The sequence below is a fragment of the Colwellia sp. PAMC 21821 genome (assembly GCF_002077175.1).
Classification (GTDB): Bacteria; Pseudomonadota; Gammaproteobacteria; order Enterobacterales; family Alteromonadaceae; genus Cognaticolwellia.
On record NZ_CP014943.1, the window covers coordinates 2,084,848 to 2,104,891 of the forward strand.

General features: G+C 38.5%; 17 protein-coding genes. 8 read left to right on the top strand and 9 right to left on the bottom strand.

All coding sequences use genetic code 11. The features are described from left to right. Positions 1 to 124: 124 nt before the first annotated feature. Entirely contained in the window at positions 125 to 1,351 is a 1,227-nt protein-coding gene (locus tag A3Q33_RS20730; RefSeq protein WP_196798073.1) for a c-type cytochrome, read from the bottom strand. A gap of 196 nt (positions 1,352 to 1,547) precedes the next feature. On the opposite strand from A3Q33_RS20730, the gene yihA reads away from it, so the two are divergent. Next, a complete protein-coding gene (gene yihA, locus A3Q33_RS08785; RefSeq protein WP_081179621.1) occupies positions 1,548 to 2,204 on the top strand; it encodes a ribosome biogenesis GTP-binding protein YihA/YsxC in 657 nt (218 codons plus the stop codon). Between the two features lie 110 nt (positions 2,205 to 2,314). On the opposite strand, the gene A3Q33_RS08790 is transcribed toward yihA, so the two are convergent. From A3Q33_RS08790 to msrB, 3 genes are read right to left on the bottom strand one after another with little or no spacing between them, the layout of a single operon-like run. Next, complete coding sequence (locus A3Q33_RS08790; protein ID WP_231295814.1) at positions 2,315 to 2,842, bottom strand: peptide-methionine (S)-S-oxide reductase; 528 nt, start codon at positions 2,840 to 2,842, stop codon at positions 2,315 to 2,317. Between the two features lie 7 nt (positions 2,843 to 2,849). Beyond that, on the bottom strand, positions 2,850 to 3,347 hold the full coding sequence (msrA, locus tag A3Q33_RS08795; RefSeq protein WP_081179623.1) for a peptide-methionine (S)-S-oxide reductase MsrA: 498 nt from the start codon (positions 3,345 to 3,347) through the stop codon (positions 2,850 to 2,852). Between the two features lie 3 nt (positions 3,348 to 3,350). Then, complete coding sequence (msrB, locus tag A3Q33_RS08800; RefSeq protein ID WP_081179624.1) at positions 3,351 to 3,794, bottom strand: peptide-methionine (R)-S-oxide reductase MsrB; 444 nt, start codon at positions 3,792 to 3,794, stop codon at positions 3,351 to 3,353. Positions 3,795 to 4,082: 288 nt separating this feature from the next. Between msrB and A3Q33_RS08805 the strand changes: the two genes are divergently transcribed. Both A3Q33_RS08805 and A3Q33_RS08810 read left to right on the top strand, forming a co-directional pair. Further along, positions 4,083 to 4,544: a DUF4440 domain-containing protein gene (locus A3Q33_RS08805; protein ID WP_081179625.1), complete on the top strand. Its 462-nt coding sequence runs from the start codon at positions 4,083 to 4,085 to the stop codon at positions 4,542 to 4,544. A 623-nt stretch (positions 4,545 to 5,167) separates the two neighbouring features. After that, positions 5,168 to 6,244 carry a PEP-CTERM sorting domain-containing protein gene (locus A3Q33_RS08810; protein WP_081179626.1) on the top strand — a complete coding sequence of 359 codons (1,077 nt, stop codon included), beginning with the start codon at positions 5,168 to 5,170 and terminating at the stop codon, positions 6,242 to 6,244. Between the two features lie 217 nt (positions 6,245 to 6,461). Here the strand turns inward: A3Q33_RS08810 and A3Q33_RS08815 are convergent, their stop codons facing one another. Beyond that, entirely contained in the window at positions 6,462 to 7,139 is a 678-nt protein-coding gene (locus tag A3Q33_RS08815; protein WP_155866737.1) for a hypothetical protein, read from the bottom strand. A 480-nt stretch (positions 7,140 to 7,619) separates the two neighbouring features. Here A3Q33_RS08815 and A3Q33_RS08820 point away from each other — a divergent pair, with 480 nt between their 5' ends. Then, positions 7,620 to 10,823, top strand: a complete 3,204-nt coding sequence (locus A3Q33_RS08820) for a ligand-binding sensor domain-containing diguanylate cyclase (protein ID WP_081179628.1) — start codon at positions 7,620 to 7,622, stop codon at positions 10,821 to 10,823. Between the two features lie 161 nt (positions 10,824 to 10,984). On the opposite strand, the gene A3Q33_RS08825 is transcribed toward A3Q33_RS08820, so the two are convergent. Beyond that, the gene (locus A3Q33_RS08825; protein ID WP_081179629.1) at positions 10,985 to 12,691 is read right to left on the bottom strand and encodes a DUF5666 domain-containing protein; all 1,707 of its coding nucleotides are present in this window, start codon (positions 12,689 to 12,691) and stop codon (positions 10,985 to 10,987) included. A gap of 334 nt (positions 12,692 to 13,025) precedes the next feature. Further along, on the bottom strand, positions 13,026 to 13,757 hold the full coding sequence (locus A3Q33_RS08830) for a cytochrome b/b6 domain-containing protein (protein ID WP_081179630.1): 732 nt from the start codon (positions 13,755 to 13,757) through the stop codon (positions 13,026 to 13,028). A gap of 250 nt (positions 13,758 to 14,007) precedes the next feature. Between A3Q33_RS08830 and A3Q33_RS08835 the strand changes: the two genes are divergently transcribed. Further along, positions 14,008 to 15,243 (top strand): TMEM143 family protein, encoded by a 1,236-nt coding sequence (locus tag A3Q33_RS08835; RefSeq protein ID WP_081179631.1) that lies wholly within the window; start codon positions 14,008 to 14,010, stop codon positions 15,241 to 15,243. Between the two features lie 108 nt (positions 15,244 to 15,351). Here the strand turns inward: A3Q33_RS08835 and A3Q33_RS08840 are convergent, their stop codons facing one another. Next, a complete protein-coding gene (locus A3Q33_RS08840) occupies positions 15,352 to 16,281 on the bottom strand; it encodes a LysR substrate-binding domain-containing protein (protein WP_081179632.1) in 930 nt (309 codons plus the stop codon). Positions 16,282 to 16,405: 124 nt separating this feature from the next. Between A3Q33_RS08840 and A3Q33_RS08845 the strand changes: the two genes are divergently transcribed. Both A3Q33_RS08845 and A3Q33_RS08850 read left to right on the top strand, forming a co-directional pair. Next, complete coding sequence (locus A3Q33_RS08845; RefSeq protein ID WP_155866843.1) at positions 16,406 to 16,849, top strand: DoxX family protein; 444 nt, start codon at positions 16,406 to 16,408, stop codon at positions 16,847 to 16,849. Positions 16,850 to 16,924: 75 nt separating this feature from the next. Further along, positions 16,925 to 17,632 carry a pirin family protein gene (locus tag A3Q33_RS08850; RefSeq protein WP_081179634.1) on the top strand — a complete coding sequence of 236 codons (708 nt, stop codon included), beginning with the start codon at positions 16,925 to 16,927 and terminating at the stop codon, positions 17,630 to 17,632. 25 nt (positions 17,633 to 17,657) lie between these two features. On the opposite strand, the gene A3Q33_RS08855 is transcribed toward A3Q33_RS08850, so the two are convergent. Further along, on the bottom strand, positions 17,658 to 18,593 hold the full coding sequence (locus A3Q33_RS08855) for a LysR family transcriptional regulator (RefSeq protein ID WP_081182445.1): 936 nt from the start codon (positions 18,591 to 18,593) through the stop codon (positions 17,658 to 17,660). 148 nt (positions 18,594 to 18,741) lie between these two features. Between A3Q33_RS08855 and A3Q33_RS08860 the strand changes: the two genes are divergently transcribed. Continuing rightward, positions 18,742 to 19,782 carry a zinc-binding alcohol dehydrogenase family protein gene (locus tag A3Q33_RS08860; RefSeq protein ID WP_081182448.1) on the top strand — a complete coding sequence of 347 codons (1,041 nt, stop codon included), beginning with the start codon at positions 18,742 to 18,744 and terminating at the stop codon, positions 19,780 to 19,782. Positions 19,783 to 20,044: the final 262 nt, after the last annotated feature.

Genomic DNA, 20,044 nt, shown 5'->3' on the forward strand with positions numbered 1-20,044 from the left:
TGACGTTAAGAAAATCAAACAATTGTTTAGTTGTTCGGCATGAGTTCGTAATGCAAATACAAGAAGGGCAGCGATATTCGCTGCCCTTCACATTAATTTATAACGTTATAAATTTTCAATAAATTTATTTCATTGATGCCATATATTTGGCTAACTCGTCCATGTCGCTAACAGAAAGCTTTGAAGCAACACTTTGCATCATGGTGTTGTAATCGTTATTACGCTCACCTTTTTTAAAGCTCATTAACTGTGCTTTTATGTAGGCTTCGTTTTGGCCAGCAATGGTTGGAAATCCTGCTTTGTTCATGCCTTTACCGCTCACACCATGACAAGCAACACAAGCCGTGATTTTACGCTTAACGTTACCACCAAAATAAAGCTTTTTGCCAATATCAGAGCCGGCTAATTCTGCAACAGCAACTTTTTGTGTGGCATAAAAGCTCGCAATTTCTAACATGTCTTGTTCACTTAATGCTGCAGCCATAGGTCCCATAACTGGATTCTGGCGAGTACCTGCTTTAAATTCTTGCAACTGTTTTATGATGTAATCAGCACTTTGACCCGCAAGTTTCGGATAAATAGCTACAGGGCTGTTGCCATCGGCGCCGTGACAAGCTGCACATGTAGCCGATTTTGCTTTACCAGCAATTACTTCAGCCGTTACAGGAGCTGCAGGCATCACTCTACGCGATACCACGTTTGCAACCGCGGCAGGGTCGGCAAAGTAAGCCGCCATATCAGCAATGTCATCTTCAGTCATGTTGCCAGCAAATTGGTTCATGGCGTAGTTAACACGATCTTTATGTTTGAAATTCATTAACTGTTTAGCAATGTATTCAGCGTGTTGATTAGCTAAATTAGGATAAATTAAAACTTCACTGTTACCTTCGCGACCATGACAACCGATACATGAGGCAATGTTACGTGAAGCATCACCTAATTCGTATAAACTTTTGCCCGCTGCTGGGTTTGGTACGTAGGCCACTGGTGCTGCACTACCTGAAGCACCAGCGTCTGCTGAACCTGCATCTTGGCTGCCACCGTCATGTGGTAAATCAGCAAAATATGCGGCAAGGTCAGCCATATCTTGTTCAGATAACGGTGCTGCCATTGGACCCATTAATGGGTTTTTACGATCTCCAGATTTAAATGCTTTTAACTGTTTGACAATATAATCAGCATGTTGACCGGCTAAGTTAGGGAATGTATCGCTAGCGCCAATGCCATTTGAGCCATGACATGCCGCACAAGTCGCTGCCTTAGTTTTACCAGCGTCAACATCGCCCGACGCAGCTACAGCAATATTAATACTTAATAGTGTTAAAAATAACGAAGTTAAAATATGTTTCATAACAAAACTCTCAACATGCTTTTGTGTTTATTATTGAATGCATTCAATAAGCTTAAAAATCGGCAACATCATACACCATTAAAGCACTTTAGAGGGATTTTTAGCTAATTTTTTTACCAAAAATTGAATACAATTGCATCTTTAATGTGAAAAAACGATATAATGCGGTTTTTATTTATATTGTTGGATCTAAATCTTGTCATCTACAGCCATTCATCTTAGCAAAGCGACTTTTACCCTTAGCGCACCCGATATCCGTCGTTTACCCGCAGATAGTGGTATTGAAGTTGCTTTTGCAGGTCGCTCTAACGCCGGTAAATCAAGTGCGTTAAACACATTAACTAATCAAAGAAGCCTTGCGCGTACCAGTAAAACACCGGGACGAACTCAGCTTATTAACATTTTTGAAATTGCCGAAAACAAGCGTTTAGTCGATTTACCTGGCTATGGTTTTGCTAAAGTGCCAATGGAAATGAAGAAAAAATGGCAAAAAGCACTTGGCGAATACCTAGAAAAGCGCGAGTGCTTGAAAGGCTTAGTCATATTAATGGATATACGCCACCCACTAAAAGATCTTGATATGGATCTTATTCAATGGGCTGCAGACGGCGAATTACCCGTTTTAGCGCTATTAACAAAAAGCGATAAGCTGTCTCAAGGTAAAGTGAGTGCGCAAGTACACTTCGTTAAAAAAGAATTAGCAGCACTAAACGCTGATATTAAGGTACAGGCGTTTTCGTCGTTAAAACGCACAGGCTCAGAGCAGGCTGATAAAGTGATTTGCGACTGGTTCCAAGATGAGAACATTCAAGCGTTAAATGAATCAGACGAAGCGCCTTTAATCGAAGAGTAATTGCAATATAATTGCAACATGAATGCATTCAAAAACGCCTCGAATTATCGGGGCGTTTTTATATTCAGCATACCAGCCAAAGCGTGTAACTACCTTGTTATACTCATAAACTAATTGCTCGTGACGTCGATACCTGCAGTGACTAACTTTTCATAATTCACATGTTTGTTAAAACGCTGCATTAACAGTTGTAATTTTGGGTGAATATATCGTTGGCAAAAAGGTCGACTCGGTGCGGAGTATAGGTAATCGGTTAACGCGACTTTATTGGCTTTAAAGTCTTGAAAGGGTAATACTTTAGTAATTACCTTTTCGTCAAAGTCAGATTGTAATTCACGCAAAATATCATTGCTTTTTTCTGCTTGTTCAACACTATATGTATAAATAGCAGAGCGATATTTGTTACGCATTGAGTGAACAGCAGTACAAGCATGTGTATGTAAATGAATGCTGATCAAATCGACTAATGAAATAACATTTGGCTCAAAATATACTTCAATGGCTTCAGAAAATTGCGTATTTGTACCAGTAGAGCTTATCCACCCTTGATTGATTTTTACAATCCCATTTAATGATGCAAATACGCCTTCGGTACACCAATGACATCCGCCACCTAACCCAACTTTGCTTGTTGTCACTGGCAGGTTATTTTTCAGGTAGCACCCAGTCGGCGCGTGGAAAATGGCAAGTGTAGCCATTGGGCACACGCTGTAAATAATCTTGATGCTCAACCTCAGCTTGCCAAAAATCGCCAACAGGCTCTACTTCAGTAACCACTTTTCCTGGCCACAAACCAGAAGCATTAACATCTGCTATGGTTTTGTCAGCGATAGATTTTTGCGCTGGGCTAGTGTAATAAATTGCTGAGCGATATTCGCTACCAAGATCGTTACCTTGTCTATTTTCTGTTGTAGGATCATGTATTTGAAAGAATAGTTCTAAAATTTTTCGATACCCGATCACAGTATTATCAAAATACACTTCAAGGCCTTCGGCATGATTACCGTGGTTTCGGTAAGTCGCATTTTTAACATCGCCACCAGTATAACCAGCAGACGTTTTAGTAATGCCTGGTAACTTACGTATTAAATCTTGCATGCCCCAAAAGCAACCACCGGCTAGAACAGCTCGTTCAATGGTCATATTTTATCCCTCTACTTGTGGTAAATAGGCTTCATACCCTTCAGCGATCATATTGTCACGATGAATAAATTTTAGCGAAGCCGAATTAATACAATAACGTAAGCCGCCTTGTGCCACAGGACCATCGTTAAATACATGGCCTAAGTGACTATCGCCATGAGTTGAACGAACTTCTGTACGCACCATGCCATGAGTATCATCAGTAAGCTCATTTACATTTGTGCTTTCAATGGGCTTACTAAAACTCGGCCAACCACAGCCAGCATCAAACTTGTCAGCAGAGGCAAACAAAGGCTCGCCTGAAACAACATCGACATAAATACCAGGTGCAGTATTTTCTAATAGTTCGCCAGTCCAAGGGCGTTCGGTGCCGCTTTCTTGGGTTACACGATATTGTTCAGCGGTTAACGCAGCAACAGCATCGTTTGATTTTGTATATTGTGACATAAGCACTCCTGAGTAGCTTGATGGCGATTAATGACTTATTAATGCAATAAATAAATGAAATATTATCCTGATCAATACTGCTTAACAATAGACCGGAAAGTTAAGGATTAATTCACTAATGTATTGAATCTATATTGAGCAATAATTCGATATAACAAGGTTTAGGTGAGGTAAACCGGCCTAAAAGCACAAACCTGCTATATTTAATAGGCGATTATCGCAAACTCGAGTTTACTTAGAAGTGAGTTGTTTCGTAGGCCTTGTCGAACTTTCAACAAGGAACATAAAATGAACTTCAAATTAACTATAGTATTACTAGCCACTATTGCTTGTTTTAACGCAAATGCCGAAAATTGGAATAAACAACAAACTGAAGTATGGAATATTGTCTTGGCTTCATATGAAGATATCGACAAACGAGATATCAATTGGACCGATAAATGGGTAACCCAAGATGCCATGGTATGGGGCAGCAGTACGCCAATGCCTCGTAGTCGCAGTGCGATAAAACGTTGGGAAAAATTCAGCTTTGAAGATGGAACAATTAACAACGTTGCAGAATACAGCCCGACCGCAATTGTTGTTCATGGCGACACAGCGGTTACTCATTATTACTATTCTAATGGCACTACGTCTAAAAAAGGAGACCAAAAAGTTACTCATGGTCGTTGTAGTGATGTCTTAGTTAGAGATAACAAAGCGTGGAAATTTGTCGCTTGGCATTGCGCAGAGGAACCGAAAAAGCATTAATTGATTAAGTAATGGAATCAAAATTAATTTTCGGTAAGAGGGGGTTACGACGAATTTCAGACATAAAAAAACCGATGGCTAAAGGGGCCATCGGTATAGAAGCTTGGGGAAGCTAAATTCAAAATTAATACAACAGGTGTTCTAACGAGAACAAGTTCATTATAGAGCAAGAACTCTAAAAGTAAAGCCTTTACTCTAAAATAATTAATTTTATTCAGGATTACGCAAATTTTGGTGTGTAGTGCGTCATAATGAACTATTCGTTATTTATGACGGGAATTTGAAGCATAATCTACAATGATTACGGGAAATTTTATCAGGTATTATAAATCAAGAGCTTTAATTTATTGATCATAATTTATCTATAAATAAGAAAATAAATGAATAAGAGTTTCACTTTTTTTAAAGATTAACAGGTCTAATAACTGTCAGGTATTTTTACAATACAACACTCTTTAGAAAACAGGCTTTTTGTAAATATAATCATTTTCAAGCGCTTATCAGAGCTGGTATCAATTATGCTTTATACACATAACTGATGAATATTCTGCTGTTAAGAATAGTAGCAATTTAATTAAGAGGTATAAGTTGCTTAGATAATTCCCTTTGTCTGAGGATCTATAATGAAATATACAAAAATATTAACGGTGTTAGGTTTAGCCCTAAGCCTTAACAGCCAGGCAGCGCTAATTGATCTGACTGGTCAGGGTTATGTCACTTATGGTGATTTCAACTCTTATTCACTACCTATTGCCGGAATAAATGTTCCTTCTTCACCTGGTCAAATTTCTAACTTAGTTGTAGTGGCTACTGGCTCTAACGGTAATCCAATTAATACTAATTTTTCTGGTATGGACAACGCGTATTCAACCCCTTCAGGCGTTAGTGGTTCTAATTTTTTTTCCACGGGCGGAACATCAGACCCTTCTCAGGTGAGTTCTTTTTTTGGTGACAATGCTGCTACATGGGACACTTCTCTTATCGCACTTGAGGCTTTTCTGGCCGGGGAAGACATGGTGTTTTTTTTCAACAATAACAACTTAAACGGGGCGAATTTACAAAGCCTAGCCGGTTGGGCACAAGTGAAGTTAACCGACAATAATGGTGATGAGATAGGGGTGTTTGATTTTACTAATAACAATGGAGCATATGGCCTAGTGAGTGAGGGAGGTGGTGGAACCTTTTTCGGTGATCCGGCTGATTACACATCAGATGGCTCTGGTCCAATTATAGGCAACAATGCTGGAACCGACTATGTCCTATCAGGAGGACCGATATGTATTGATACAGGTACAACTCCGCCAACACCAGTATCTTGTAATAGTCCTCTTGCTGATGAGGGTCCTATCAATCATAATTTAGGAGCCGATAACGCTGCATACGCAATAGTTGCACCAGAACTAAATTCTTTATTAAAAGGGTTATTTGATAGCGCTTTGAACTTAAATGACTTCACTATGAGTATTGACCTTCGCTTGGGTTGTGACCCCGGTTTTGGGAACCCTAACGGTAACGTTGGAGATGAAATTTGTACTGGAGCAGTAAGTGGGTTTGGCAAAAACATTAATAATGGTTTTGAGCAATTATTTATCGCCTCAGCCACGTTCGAGTCGCCTAATACACAAATCCCAGAACCTGGTACATTATTATTGCTAGGTGGAGGTTTATTACTGCTTTGGCGACATAAATTAATATCTTAAAGGCTAGATTTTCAACCAAGAGGTAAAAATACAAGTAAACTGGCGTCAGGTTTATTCTAAGGGATTACACCCTTGGTTATTGCTAGGCGTCAGCTTATGTCAAAAAAGACCAAACAGTAATCTGTGGTTAGGAATAGACGTTTCAATAATTAAGTGTTTTCTGCATCGATAGTAAATTCGGATTAAAAAATAATCATCCTTGAGAATTCATAGTTGCTTATTCATTCTCATCAATACCAAATTCAGTTATTGCTTGTTGCCACTCAACTGATGCTTTGAATAGGCCTACTTGCTCTTCTATAAACGCACTTAATTTCGGGTTTGTTATTGGTACAGAAACCGAGCGATCGAAGGTAATAGTTTTATATTTACTTAAATGAACTTGGTCTTGAATTTTCTGCTTATGGACTAAATAGTGCAGCGGAATTTTACCGGATACGATAAAATCTATTCGCTTGCGTGCGACCATACCGACACTTTTTTCTAGTGATAAAGTATTGAATGCTACTACTGTTTTTTCACTTATTAATGCTTCTACTTGATCGTCAAAAAAACCAATAACTTGGCTAGTTTTCATACCTGACACTCGTTCTTTTGCAATACTTTCTAATTTATATTCTTTAGAAGATAAGATGACATTAGCACCCTTAAAGACGGGTTGACTCCAGTAAAAAAACTGCTTATTAGGATCAAACCATTTGTGTGATACAAAAGGCACAATACAATGATTGCTTAAGCGCAACTCAAGTAATAAGCGAGCTCGAGGTAATATTAAAACCTCAAAGCTATATTTCCCTTGTGCTTGTTTATTTAAGAAATCAGTAAAGGTATATACCAAACCCACTCGGTTTTTTTCGTCTATGATGAAGGGGCCAGAATGATATGCAGAGCACACGTACAATTTATTAGCAAACGTGCTGTGGCTAAATGTCGAGAATAAGACTAAAAGTAGGGCTAATTTTAATCCCCGCAGCCTAGTATTTAATTCTATATACCTGCGATAAATCATGAGAAAGCGTTCCTTATTTACTCAATGAATACAGTTAATAATTTTTTATAAATTGATTAAATCTTTGATAAAGATAGCTCCTCCATTCAGCAACTGTCAAATTTTCCCTTTTTTAAGATACTTTCAAATGTTTAATTATTTCTTGATTAATTCTAGGTTCTATGGAAGATCCACTTGAGTAGTCGTCTTGATTTTAGTGCGATAGTCGTTGAGTTACTTGTGATGTTAATGTGAATTTTATTTTTTTAGATACAATGCAGCGCATGATTTTTTCTAGTACTCGATACAATTACTCGTTAACATAGCTTTAAATAATAAAATATCTCAATCAATACCTCAATTGGTATAATTACCCAAAGTTAATTTATGTATAAACTTTTCATTTGTTTTACATTTCTCACGCTGCTTTCGTTTTCCTTTTTAACAAAGGCTGATAATGCTGAGAGATGGCAATGGCACGATCAAATATTTAAAAACTATACGGTGGATGAAGGGCAACCTCACGGCGCTATTGTCACTATTTGTGAAGACAAAATGGGTTTTATTTGGTTGGTGACAATTCAAGGTTTAGTCCGCTTTGACGGAACAAATTTTGAGAGTGTACCAACCATAGTTAACGACAATGAATTTAGCATCAGAGGTATGGTCGCTGACGCAGAAGGTATGATGTGGTTGTCGACAAGTTTAGGGCTAATTCGTTTTAATCCTTACTCTAGAGCATTCAAATTATTTCGTATATTTCCTAATCAGATACCTGCTGTAGGAACAATTTCTATAGAAAAAAACACCAATACTTTGCTACTTTGGATAGCGAGCGAGCATAGTATTTTTAAATTTAATACGAAAACATTGGTCAGTGAGGTATTTCTAGAACCGATATTTTTAGCGATACCCAACTTAAGAGTTTTTAGCATTATTAATGCTAAAAACAACACCGTGTGGGTCGGTACGAGTCACGGGCTATATTATAAAAAATCGACTGAAGATACATTTTCACCGTTTGATTTATCGACATTTTTACCAGAAAGTCTGCGTATTTCTGCACTATTACAAACCAGTGACGATAGCATTTTGGTGGCAACACCCCAAAACGGACTTTTAAACATTGATACTGAATTTACGGTAACAAGTTCCTACGCCACCAAAGAGTGGTTGTATTCGCTTGCTGAAGTATCCCCAGGGGTAATTTGGCTTGGCAGTTACGGTAAAGGTGTTATTGAATTAGATATTGCTAATAATAACAGTAAAAGAATACGCCATAATCGTTTGCTTGATACCAGTTTAGCGAATGATGAAATATGGCAAATATACCGCGCAAGCAATGGCTTAATATGGCTTGCAACCAACAAAGGCTTAAGTTTATATAACCCTAAGCAAAGTGCTATTAAAACAATATATGGTGATATTGGACGTGATAACGGAATTTCTGATGTCAATATAAATTCACTTGCTGAAGATAGCGAAGGCAATGTATGGCTTGGCCTTCGTGAAAAAGGTGTTGATATTGTCAACCCTAAATCTGGGCTTATAGATCATATTGCGGTTAAGCCTGAAAAGCCCGATAGCTTTTTACCTGCTGGGGCGGTTGAAACACTAACAGTGCAACCATCAGGCTATAATTTTATTGGTAGCAACTGGGGTATTTATCAATATTGGCAGTCTACATTACAACGATTAGATACCGGCAAACGAAATAGTAAGGTCTACACAGGGACACTATTTATTGATAATGCTTATTTATGGGCTGGCGGAACTGATGGTTTATGGCGTTTTTCCCTAGATAAAAAGGGTCTAACGCAAGCAAAAGAGATCAGTACAGCCGATAACAAGTTGACCGATCAACGTATTACCATTATTGGTAAAACACCTGCAAAAGAAGTTTTAGTGGGTACATGGCGTGGTTTAAATTGGCTTGATGAAAACGGTAACATTACTCATCAGCTTCCTCAAGCTAATCAAGCAACACCTACATTTGATCATTATATATCTTCGTTTTTTTATGATAAAAATGGCCGATTATGGGTGGGTACTGAAGGCGCTGGTATTTATGTAGCGGAAGAAAAAAATTACCCTGTGCACTTTACACGTATTGATAAAAAACAAGGACTTTCAAGCAATGTTGTGCGTGCAATGCAGCCAGATAAATATGGCAGAGTATGGGTTAGTAGCATTGCAGGTATAGATGTAATTGACCTTGAAAGTTTTACGGTAACACCGCTATCAGCACATGATGGGAAACTGCTTGCACCATACTATCGCCAAGCGGCGATTCAAACCTCGTCATCTGAAATTATGTTTGGTGGCAGTGGCGGCATAACTATCATTGAGCCCAGTCTTTGGCAGCAAGATAATAGCTTTTCACCTTTAGTGATCATAAATAGCATCATAGGTGAACAGATATACACAGATCCCTTGTTACTGCAAAGTAGCAAGCAGCCATTGTTAGTACCTGCCGATAAAAACAAAATATATATTGAATTTACGACTCTTGATTTTATCAATAGTAAATCAATCAAGTACCGTTATCGTTTATTGGGCTTAAGCAATGAATGGAATATCACAGACTCAGCACATGGTGTAGCGGCGTATACCACTTTACCGCCTGGGAGTTATCAGCTAGAAATCCAAAACTCTAATCACTTAGGGCTTTGGAGTACTAAATCAAAGTTTTTACATTTTGAAGTTTTACCCTTTTGGTTTCAGACATTTATAGCTAAATCACTGTTTATATTTCTCACTTTGACACTTATTATATTTATTATTCGTTTACGTACTTCAAGACTTAATCGACGAAAATTATTTCTTGAGGAGCAAGTTAAGCGACGCACATTAAGCCTGGAACAAACCACTAAAGCGTTAGAGAAGAAATCAGCAGCACTTGAAAAAGTCAGTGTGACAGACCCACTAACGGGCATTAATAATCGTCGGTTTTTAGAACGTAATATGCCGGGAGAAATAGCATTAACTCTCCGGAAATATCACGATTTAGCCACCGAAAAGTTATCAATTGATGGTGCGGATTTGATCTTCTTTTTAATAGACATTGACCACTTTAAAAAAGTTAACGACCAGTATGGCCATCAAGCAGGAGATATTGTTTTAATTGAATTTACGCATCGCTTGAAAAAAATAGCTCGCGAAAGTGACTACCTTATCCGCTGGGGCGGAGAGGAATTTTTATTTGTGGTAAGAGAAACATCGCGTGATTTGGCCGCAAAGTTGGCAGAACGTATTTGTCAGCAAATTAAGCAAAATCCTTTTGTTATTAATCAACATATTGAATTTTCATTAACCTGTTCAGTGGGCTTTGTACCCTTTCCTTTTTGTTGCCATAACCCGGAGGAAGTTACTTGGTCAGATTGTATTGATATTGCAGACAAAGCGCTTTATACCGCAAAACACGCAGGCAGAAACGCTTGGGTTGGTACTAAGTTAAAGCAGCCTTTGTCGGCAAAAAATATCGATATTAATGTCTTAAATTTACCGTTAAATATTGTCGATTTAGAAAGTAACTTAGCGCAATCACATGTAAATTCTACATGGCAAAAAATACAAAACTTTAAGCCGTAGTAAGCTGCTTCAGCGAGTTAATAATTATATAAGATGGGCAGTAAATATTAATGACATTCAAGTTTAGTCATTTGATGAGCGTTAAGCGTGAGCCGATTTGATTCAAGATAATTTACCTTGTTCAAAACGGCTCACACTGACTTTTTAACGTTTTATTATTACTAAAGCTCTATAGATTTTGCTGTAATAATACCTTGTTGGTCTATAGTGCCTTTAATTTCAAGCTGATCATCAATTGCAACTACAGACCAAAATAGTTCAGCTGAAACCCTTTCATCGTCTACTTTAAATTTAGTGGTTTGACTCGTTAAGACCTGATGACCTGAAACGATCAGTGTGTCTTCATTTATAGCTTCAACAATACCTTTAAACTCCGTGCGGTTATTTTCACTATCACTACTGTCATCATCGTCGTCATGTTCTTCTATTTCAACCTTTTGGGCGACATAAATACCGTCTATCAACTGACCTTCTGCTTCGACTAACATGTCATTTTCGAGTTGTTCGAAAAATGTTGCTTGGCTTACGTCATCACCACTTGTTCCTTCAAACTTTGTATTTGCGTCGGTAGTAACCGTCACACCAACAAGGCTAAAGCTAAAGTTTTCAATGTTACTTACTTTACCCTTTAGCTCAACTTCAGCGTTTTCATCTGCATTTTCACGCTGCACTTTAGTGGCTATATTTTTTCCTTCACTATCTACAAAACCTTTCAGCTCTACAAAGTCACCAATGGCCAAATCGACTAAATCAAAGAAACGTTCGTCGTCATCTGACTCATCTTTCATTTTGGTTTGGTTGTTTATTTCAAACTCGACACCTAATACCGTTACTGTACTTAAATCTAAGTTAATGGCTTCAATAGCGCCTTCAACCTTTAAATTTGTTTTGTTTTCGATACGAATCTTCTTCGCGACTAAAGCACCATCGGCGTTGAATTCACCTTTAATTTTAACGCTAACATTTACCTTTAAAGCACTGGCATCGCCATATTTAAATTCGGTATTGTCATCAATAATAATCGCGATGCCATCAACTTTGAAGCTACTCGAAGATTCAAAATCTGTGATAAAACCTTCTACATGTCGGTTATCGCCTTCATCATGGCTTTCATTTTTATCTTTAAGCTTTATTTCACTGATCACTAATACGCCAGCGGTTAAGGCTGAATAATCACCTTTAACACGAACTTGTTGTCCATCAGCTAAATCTGCTTCAACAAAGTCTTTAAATATTGCAGCGCTATAATCGATAGTTAAGCCCTTTAACTCGAATGTTTTATTAACGGTATCTAAAGCAGTAATACGTGCTTGGATTTTTAATCGAGTTTGTTCGGTTTCTTTTTCTATACGTGTGGCGTATAGGTCGCCATCGGCATTGAAGTAACCACTAATTTCCAGAATGTCTCCAGGATTAAGGTCTGCCAATACAAGGTTTTCAAAACTTGTTAAGTCATCAAACACAATGGTTTGGCCGAGTATTGTTATGGTGTTTGCAAATAAATCGATACTCTCCACAGGGCCTTTTAATTGTTCGTCATAATGAATAGCGCTGGCATTACCTGTGCTGCCATCTTCATTTACTTCGCCGGAGAGTGTTACAACCATACCTACCTGTAAATCGGTTTCACTTGCACCATCGTTATCATCTGTAGTGATCGTGGTTGCATCCGTTTCGTATTCAACCCCATTTACAAAGACACTACCAAACCCGGTTATAACACCTGTAGTTGCCGTTGTCGTTGTAGTAGATTGCGGTGGTGTTGGTGTTGGCGCTGGAGTTTCTGCTGCGGAGTCACTTGTTGATGAACCACCACAGCCGGTTAATACAGCTGCTGTAATTAATGATAAAATGAAACGGTTTGACATGTTGTAATCCTCAGAAAATTAATCATATAAAAAGCGGTTGATAGCTTTAGTTAGATTGATAATTTAACGTAGGAAGATGACTATGATATGAGTGTTTTATCCTTTATAAACAGCATGATAGACTTTCTTCTAGAAAATAGGTACTGATTGAAAATCAATAACTACGATTGTTTTATCTTCAAGTCAGTGAACGACGAGTAAGTAAAAACAATTTATCAATGTGAGGAAAGGTTAACAGGGACCATAGAATATAGCCATAAAAAGCACATAAAAATTGCAGGTTTTATGTACGTTTTATGGGGATTCGATCATGAATGTAAGCGTGAAATCATGCTTAACTATCCTTCGTTTTGTCTTTATCAGCATCTTTGGGGAGATATTTATAGCCATTGAACATTGCAGAAACTAATGCTGTTTTTTCGCGACGTTCAGCAACAATTACGCCAATAATATGCAGGGGAATTAGCAATAATAGGCAATAAAAAACATAGACATGCGCGGTAATAAACGGTTTTCGTATCTCGCGCATGGTTTGATAAGACGCTTCATCTACATTCACTTTTGAATAAGGTTTTATCGCGGCTAAATTGTCTTTATCAATAGCGATACTTTCAACAAAATAGTTGCCAAAAGGAGGATAGTAAATATCTGTACCTGCGATTACCAAGCCTGAAATCATTTGCACAGTCATTAACGACAACAGTGCTAATACCATTAACTTACCGGCAGGGTTGTGACCTTTGTACGCCAGCTTCTTACCTTGCTTAAACTCTTCTAAATCAGCTTTAAAGCCTTTGTTAAAGGGTAAGATCTTATTCCAGCGTTCATAATTTTTTCCAACAAATCCAATAATCAATCGAAAGATTAAGTTGCTGGCAAACACATAGCCGACAAACACATGGATTGTTTTCAACAACACTTTACCGTCAGTGCTAATGCCAAACATTTTGCCATTTAAGATAATAGTACCGATAGCGATGAGCAATAAAATGGCGACTACATTTATCCAATGGAAAAGCCTGATTTTTCTACTCCAGACGAAAACCTGCTCTCTGGTAATATTCATATTAACTCCTTTTATCTAATGGGCTTATGTGATCATATTATAACGTGGGTTATGCCTTTAATGTAACTTGGTGACACAGAAAAAAGTTGTTCTATGTCATTAAAAGTTCAACTACTTCAGCGGGATTTATCACATTATTTAATAAATTCATTAATTATCAATCGTACTTTACGACCATTATATATTCACATTCCAATATGTAACAATTTACCTTACACTCTAACTATCTGACATTACTTGATATTGTGCTATGGCTGCTGACCGGTTTATACCTTATAGAAAACAAGACATTGTTGAAATGTGTTTGCGGGAACTCAAACTCGATGATTCAGCATTATCATTTCGACAATTTTGTGACTTGTTGTCGAATTCGCTTCATGTTGAATATCATCAAACGTTAGAGTCGCTAAAAAACGACTATGCACCATTTGATCCCAATGCGGATACTAAGCAACTTGAACCTTATACACCTGAGCAAAAAGCCCAGTGCCAGGCACGCTTTGCAGAAAATTTTTCCAACGTTTTAAATGCAGCCAATTTTGAAAAAATTACTGAGCAAGATTTACAAGATGCCTTGACCGAAGAGTCTTTATTTAAAGTTAGATTGGAAGTTGAGTTTGATGACTTCGAACAAGTGGTTTTCTATCGTCGAGGCGAGTCGCAATTAACTGAAACCATTACTTCGCTGTTTGGCCTGCGTAAACAAACCCTTAACTTTACTAACTATGACCGCGTTGCCATATATATAACCTTTAAAGATAAAGCGCATTTTGACGCGAAGAAAAAAGCCTTGTTTGGCTTTGAGCCCGGTTCAACCATAGTTAAGCTTTTTCAGAATGTACCCAAAGCCGATTTAGAAATGCTATTCCCGAATAGCGAAGTACGAATGCGGCCTATTGATAAAGCGTTTATTGGCGCTTCTGCTGTTGTGGGTGGTGCAGTAGTGTTGGTGACTAAACTAGGTGCTTCAATTTTGTTATTGGCGGCATTAATGGGGTTTTGGATAGGTTGGCACAAAGAAGCGGTAGAGATGACCCAGCAACATTTTATTTCTTTTGCGATTGGGCTAGGGGTTTTTGCCGGCTTTATTTTTAAAGAATGGAGTAAATTTAAAAATAGAAAAATTAAGTTTATGAAGGCGCTATCTGACAACTTATATTTTAAAAATCTTGATAATAATGCCGGCGTATTTCATACCCTGATTGACGCCGCGGAAGAAGAAGATTTTAAAGAAGCCATATTGGCTTATAGTTTTTTACTTAATTGCCAAAATGGTTTAACGGCAGAGGCGTTAGACGAACAAATAGAAAACTGGTTTAAAGAAAAGTATCAATGTGAGTTAGATTTTGAAATTGCGGATGCGTTAGGCAAGCTTGAGCGAATGCACTTAGTTGAATTAACCCAGGATGTGTATACCGCCATCGCTTTAGATGAAGCTAAAATAATATTAGATACCCATTGGGATAATATTTTTAACTACGCTTAGTTTCATCTTTTTAAGTAATGCAATTTGATTGATATTAGGGGCCTGTTAAAGGAGTGTCGGGCAAGGCGAATTCTAGTGTTCAGTGCCATGCATTCCTTGTCATAAAGTTTACAACGGCTTTATCTCAGGTTTACTGGTTAGCACCTGCGCATAATATTCCAGTAACAGCGCACGTAGTCTTAATAGTCCTTTACCTTTATTCACGGTTTTCCACGCTAGAAACAAGTCGATACTTTGCTGCTGGTTTTGGGTTTTCAATGCCACCAGTTGTCCTGAATCTATATAGTCCACAACTCTTGCTTTTGGCAAGAAACCCACGCCAATACCCGCAACAATAGCTTGAATTTTTTGTTCAACACTCGCGACATAAAAATGTCGACTTTGGTCAATTAAATTAGCTGACCACGGCACGGAACTTTTCGATGAGTCATGTACAATCACCGTACGATAATCGGCAATATCGCTATGGGTGATCGGCAGCGTAAAGTGGCTTAATTCATGATGTTTGGCCGCGACTAATAGACTATCCAATTCGCATATTTTTAACGCCCTAATGCCTGCTTGGTTCGGCACTGGCGAAGGCACGCCAATAAGTAAGTCGACTTTATCTTCTATTAACGCTTCCCAAGTGCCATTCATGACTTGCTCGCATATATCTATTTCAACGTTAGGGTGCTCATGCAAAAATTGCTGTAAGCATTGCATGATTGGCGCTACAGCAATAATGGAGTCGAAAGCTATTCTAATTTTTGGCTCCCAGCCATGTGCCAGCGTTTGTGTTTGTTCTGTCACTTTACTAACAGCCGCTAAAATTTTTCTCCCTTCTAGCAATAAATGCTTACCCGCGGGCGTAAGCACAGAACGCCGTCCTTGCCTGACAAATAAAGTAACTGATAATTGCTCTTCAAGTTTTTGCACTATATATGACAGTGCAGAAGGCACTTTATTTAATTGCTCAGCTGCAGACGCAAAACTGCCTCGATTATCAATAGCGTCAAGTACGAGGAGTGCTTCTAAAGAGAGTGGTGAACTATTCATTATTTTGTCTTTTTAGTATTGTTCAAAAAATTTGAATGAATTGAACAAATTTCAGGGGTTATTCAACAATAACTCAACTTGTAGAATAATCACATCTAAAACATATAGCGAAAGCGAGAACATGATGAACAATTCAATTATTAAGAACATATTAAAGACAGATAACAGTGTTTCAACCTTACCCCTGCGTATTATTGCTGGAATAATTTTTGCCGCACATGGCGCACAAAAATTATTTGCGTGGTTTGGTGGTTACGGGTTAGACGGCACAGGGCAATGGATGGAATCAATAGGTTTAGGGCCCGGCTACTTAATGGCGCTAACGGTAGGCAGTGTAGAGTTTTTTGGTGGTATATTACTGATCTTAGGCTTATTAACCAGACCAACCAGCGCAGTGCTGGCAATAACTATGGTGGTTGCCATTATTAAAGTACATTTAGCGAATGGCTTATTTATGGCGAATAATGGTTATGAGTTTGCTTTAGCGTTGTTAGCAATGAGTGTCGCTTTAGCTATTCATGGTGCGGGTAAATACTCGGTTGATCAGACGTTCAGTCAAAAGCTTTAAACAATTTAACAAGAAACACCCGTAACATCATTATTTTACGGGTGTCTGCAAACAATAAAGAATGTAGGAAAACTCGTGATTAAACATTATCCATTTCAGCAGCTTGGTACAGCTAAATATAGTTGGTTGAAAACCCATCATCATTTCAGCTTTGCACACTATTACAACCCAAGAAGAATGGGCTTTGGTTGCTTACGTGTTATCAACGATGATTGGATAGCACCTAATACTGGCTTTCCAGAGCATCCACATAAGAACATGGAAATTATTAGCTTTATTCGCACGGGCGCTATTTCACATCAAGATAGTCGAGGTAATCAAGGCGTAACTTCTGCAGGCGAAGTGCAAGTAATGAGTGCAGGTAAGGGCATATTGCATTCAGAGTATAATCGCAGCGAAAAACCGACGACTATGTTTCAAATTTGGATAGAGCCGAATAAACAAAATATAGCGCCGCGATGGGATAGCATGGCTTTTCCTAAAGCTGTAAATAACACAAGCTTGCCTATGGTTGTCTCGGGTTATGAGGATGATCGTCAGCACGCTTTATTTATTCAGCAACAAGCACGTATTTTTGCTGGGAAAGTAAAGCAAGGTAGCGAGCTAACTCATGAGATAAAGCATCAAGTCTATGTTATTGCCTCGCGAGGTAAATTTTCGGTGGTAGACAAAAAGCAAAGCGTTAATATGTCAAAAGGCGATGGTGCAGAAATCACCCAAACAAAGTTAATAACGATCCGCGCAATAACAGATTGTGAAATCATTATTATTGATGCGCCATAGTGCCAAACTACGATCGTGATTCAGTTTATGCCAATACATCGCTTGTTAAAATGCCCTTATTTACCAATTGCTGCAAAATTGCATGGCATTTTGTACGAAAGGTATCACGTAATAAGCGTACTGCTGGTGTTATTGATTGTCGGCTTGGACAAATAATCCATAACTCAGTGGCTGTGGGGTGAAAGTCAGGTAAAACATTGACTAGTTCCCCCGAGAGTAGGTGACTGGCAACGTCTAATGACGACTTCGTCGCGAGACCATGTCCAGCAACACACCAACGTCTTACAAGGTCACCATCGTTACCCGCACGATTACCTCTCATTTTAACTTTAAACTTTTCGTCATTATGACTAAAGTGCCAAACATCGTGAATTATGTCGCTAATTTGATAGAAAAGCCCGTGATATGTCACTAAGTCATGTGGGTGTTTCGGTATACCTTGTCGTGCTAAATAATCCGGACTCGCACACAACAAGCGTGGGACATTACAAACTTTAAAGCCATACATATTTGAGTCGGTGGGCGAACCGTAGCGTAACGCGATATCGATTGAATCGCGATAGAAGTCGATATTGCTATCACTGAGGTTAACTTTCAAGCTGACCGCGCTGTGGTTTTGCATAAACTCATCCAGCCAGGGAATGACAACATTACGGCCTAAATCAGACGATATGCCAATACGTAGTTCGCCATCAACAATATCAAGGTCATCTTTAACGTGCTGTTTTGCTTTATTAAGCATGTCTAAGGCTTGCTGACAATGCGGAATATAACGTTCTCCAGCGCTACTTAAACGTAAGCTACGCGTGGTGCGGATAAACAAGTCAGCACCTAGCGCCCGTTCTACTCGTTTAATCGCGGCACTTGCTGTAGCGGTTTGCATGTTCAAACTTGCTGCAGCGTCTGTAATACTGCGAAATTTTGCTACTTTAAGAATAACCTGAAGGTCAGCTAACTGCATATTGTCAAATTTATATTGATAATGATTCAATAATTATGCTGTTTATCTACAGTAAATCAAGCGCTATTATGTACCCAAGTTAAAGCGTATGTACGCACACAGATAATAAATAAGACAATAAACAAGCCAATAAATAAGCGAGAAAATGATGAAAGCAATTGGATATACTCAATCGTTACCGGTAAATAACGTAGCGTCGTTAATGGATATAGAAATACCACAACCGGTTGCTAGCGGCCGTGATTTATTAGTGAAAGTATCAGCAATAGCGGTTAATCCGGTCGATTACAAAGTGCGCCTAAAAGCACAACCCGATAAAGGCGAATATAAAGTATTAGGTTGGGATGCTGTGGGCGAGGTGGTTGCTGTGGGTGAAGATGTTACTGAATTTTCGCCGGGTGACGCCGTTTATTATGCCGGTGATATTACTCGCCAAGGCAGTAACGCAGAGTACCAATTAGTTGATGAACGAATTGTCGGTAAAAAACCAAAAAGTTTATCTGTTGCAGAAGCTGCAGCATTGCCATTAACGGCGATCACCGCATGGGAAATGTTATTTGAGCATTTAACGATTAAGCAACAAGCGCCAACAAGTACTGATAAGTCTAACGAAGTACTCTTAGTCGTTGGTGCTGCAGGTGGTGTGGGATCTATTTTAGTGCAATTGGCGAAAGCAATTACCGGTGCAACCATTATTGCCACGGCATCTCGCGAAAGCTCTCAAGCGTGGGTCAAGGAATTGGGTGCCGATTTTGTTGTTGATCACAGTAAGCCGCTAAAGCCTCAAATTGATGCTTTAGTTGACAATGGGGTTATCGGGCAGGTAACACATGTCGCCAGTTTGAATAGTACCGCGGCATATTTTGATACTTACATTGAATTGTTAGTCCCGTTTGGAAAAATAGCGATGATTGACGATCCTGAAACACCATTAGATATTATGAAAATGAAACCTAAAAGCTTATCGTTTCATATCGAATTTATGTTTGCTCGTTCAATGTTTAATGCCGCTGATATTCAAGAGCAAGGTCGCTTGTTAAATCGTGTCGCTGCGCTTATTGAACAAGGTTATATTCAAACCACAATAGGTAAAAACTTAGGCACCATTAATGCGGAAAACTTAAGAGCAGCGCACCAAGAGTTAGAGTCTGGTAAATCAATAGGTAAGTTGGTTCTAGAAGGCTTTTAAAGCAGCTATAGTTGAGACGAACAAAGCTTATTAACAGCTTCCAAATGTTAAATTTATACTTTTTAGCGGGTTAGTTAATTTAGAATCACAGGTGAAATTAATCCATCACCTGTGATTTAAGCGAGGGTTGGCTCGATTCAAATTTAGTACAGTTTATTACAGTCTAGAAACTAAAAGGGCAATAGGTCATTAATCTCACGATATTGTGTACAAATTTTCGTCTGAAGCATTGAAAAACACCAACAACAGCATTACTGGTAGC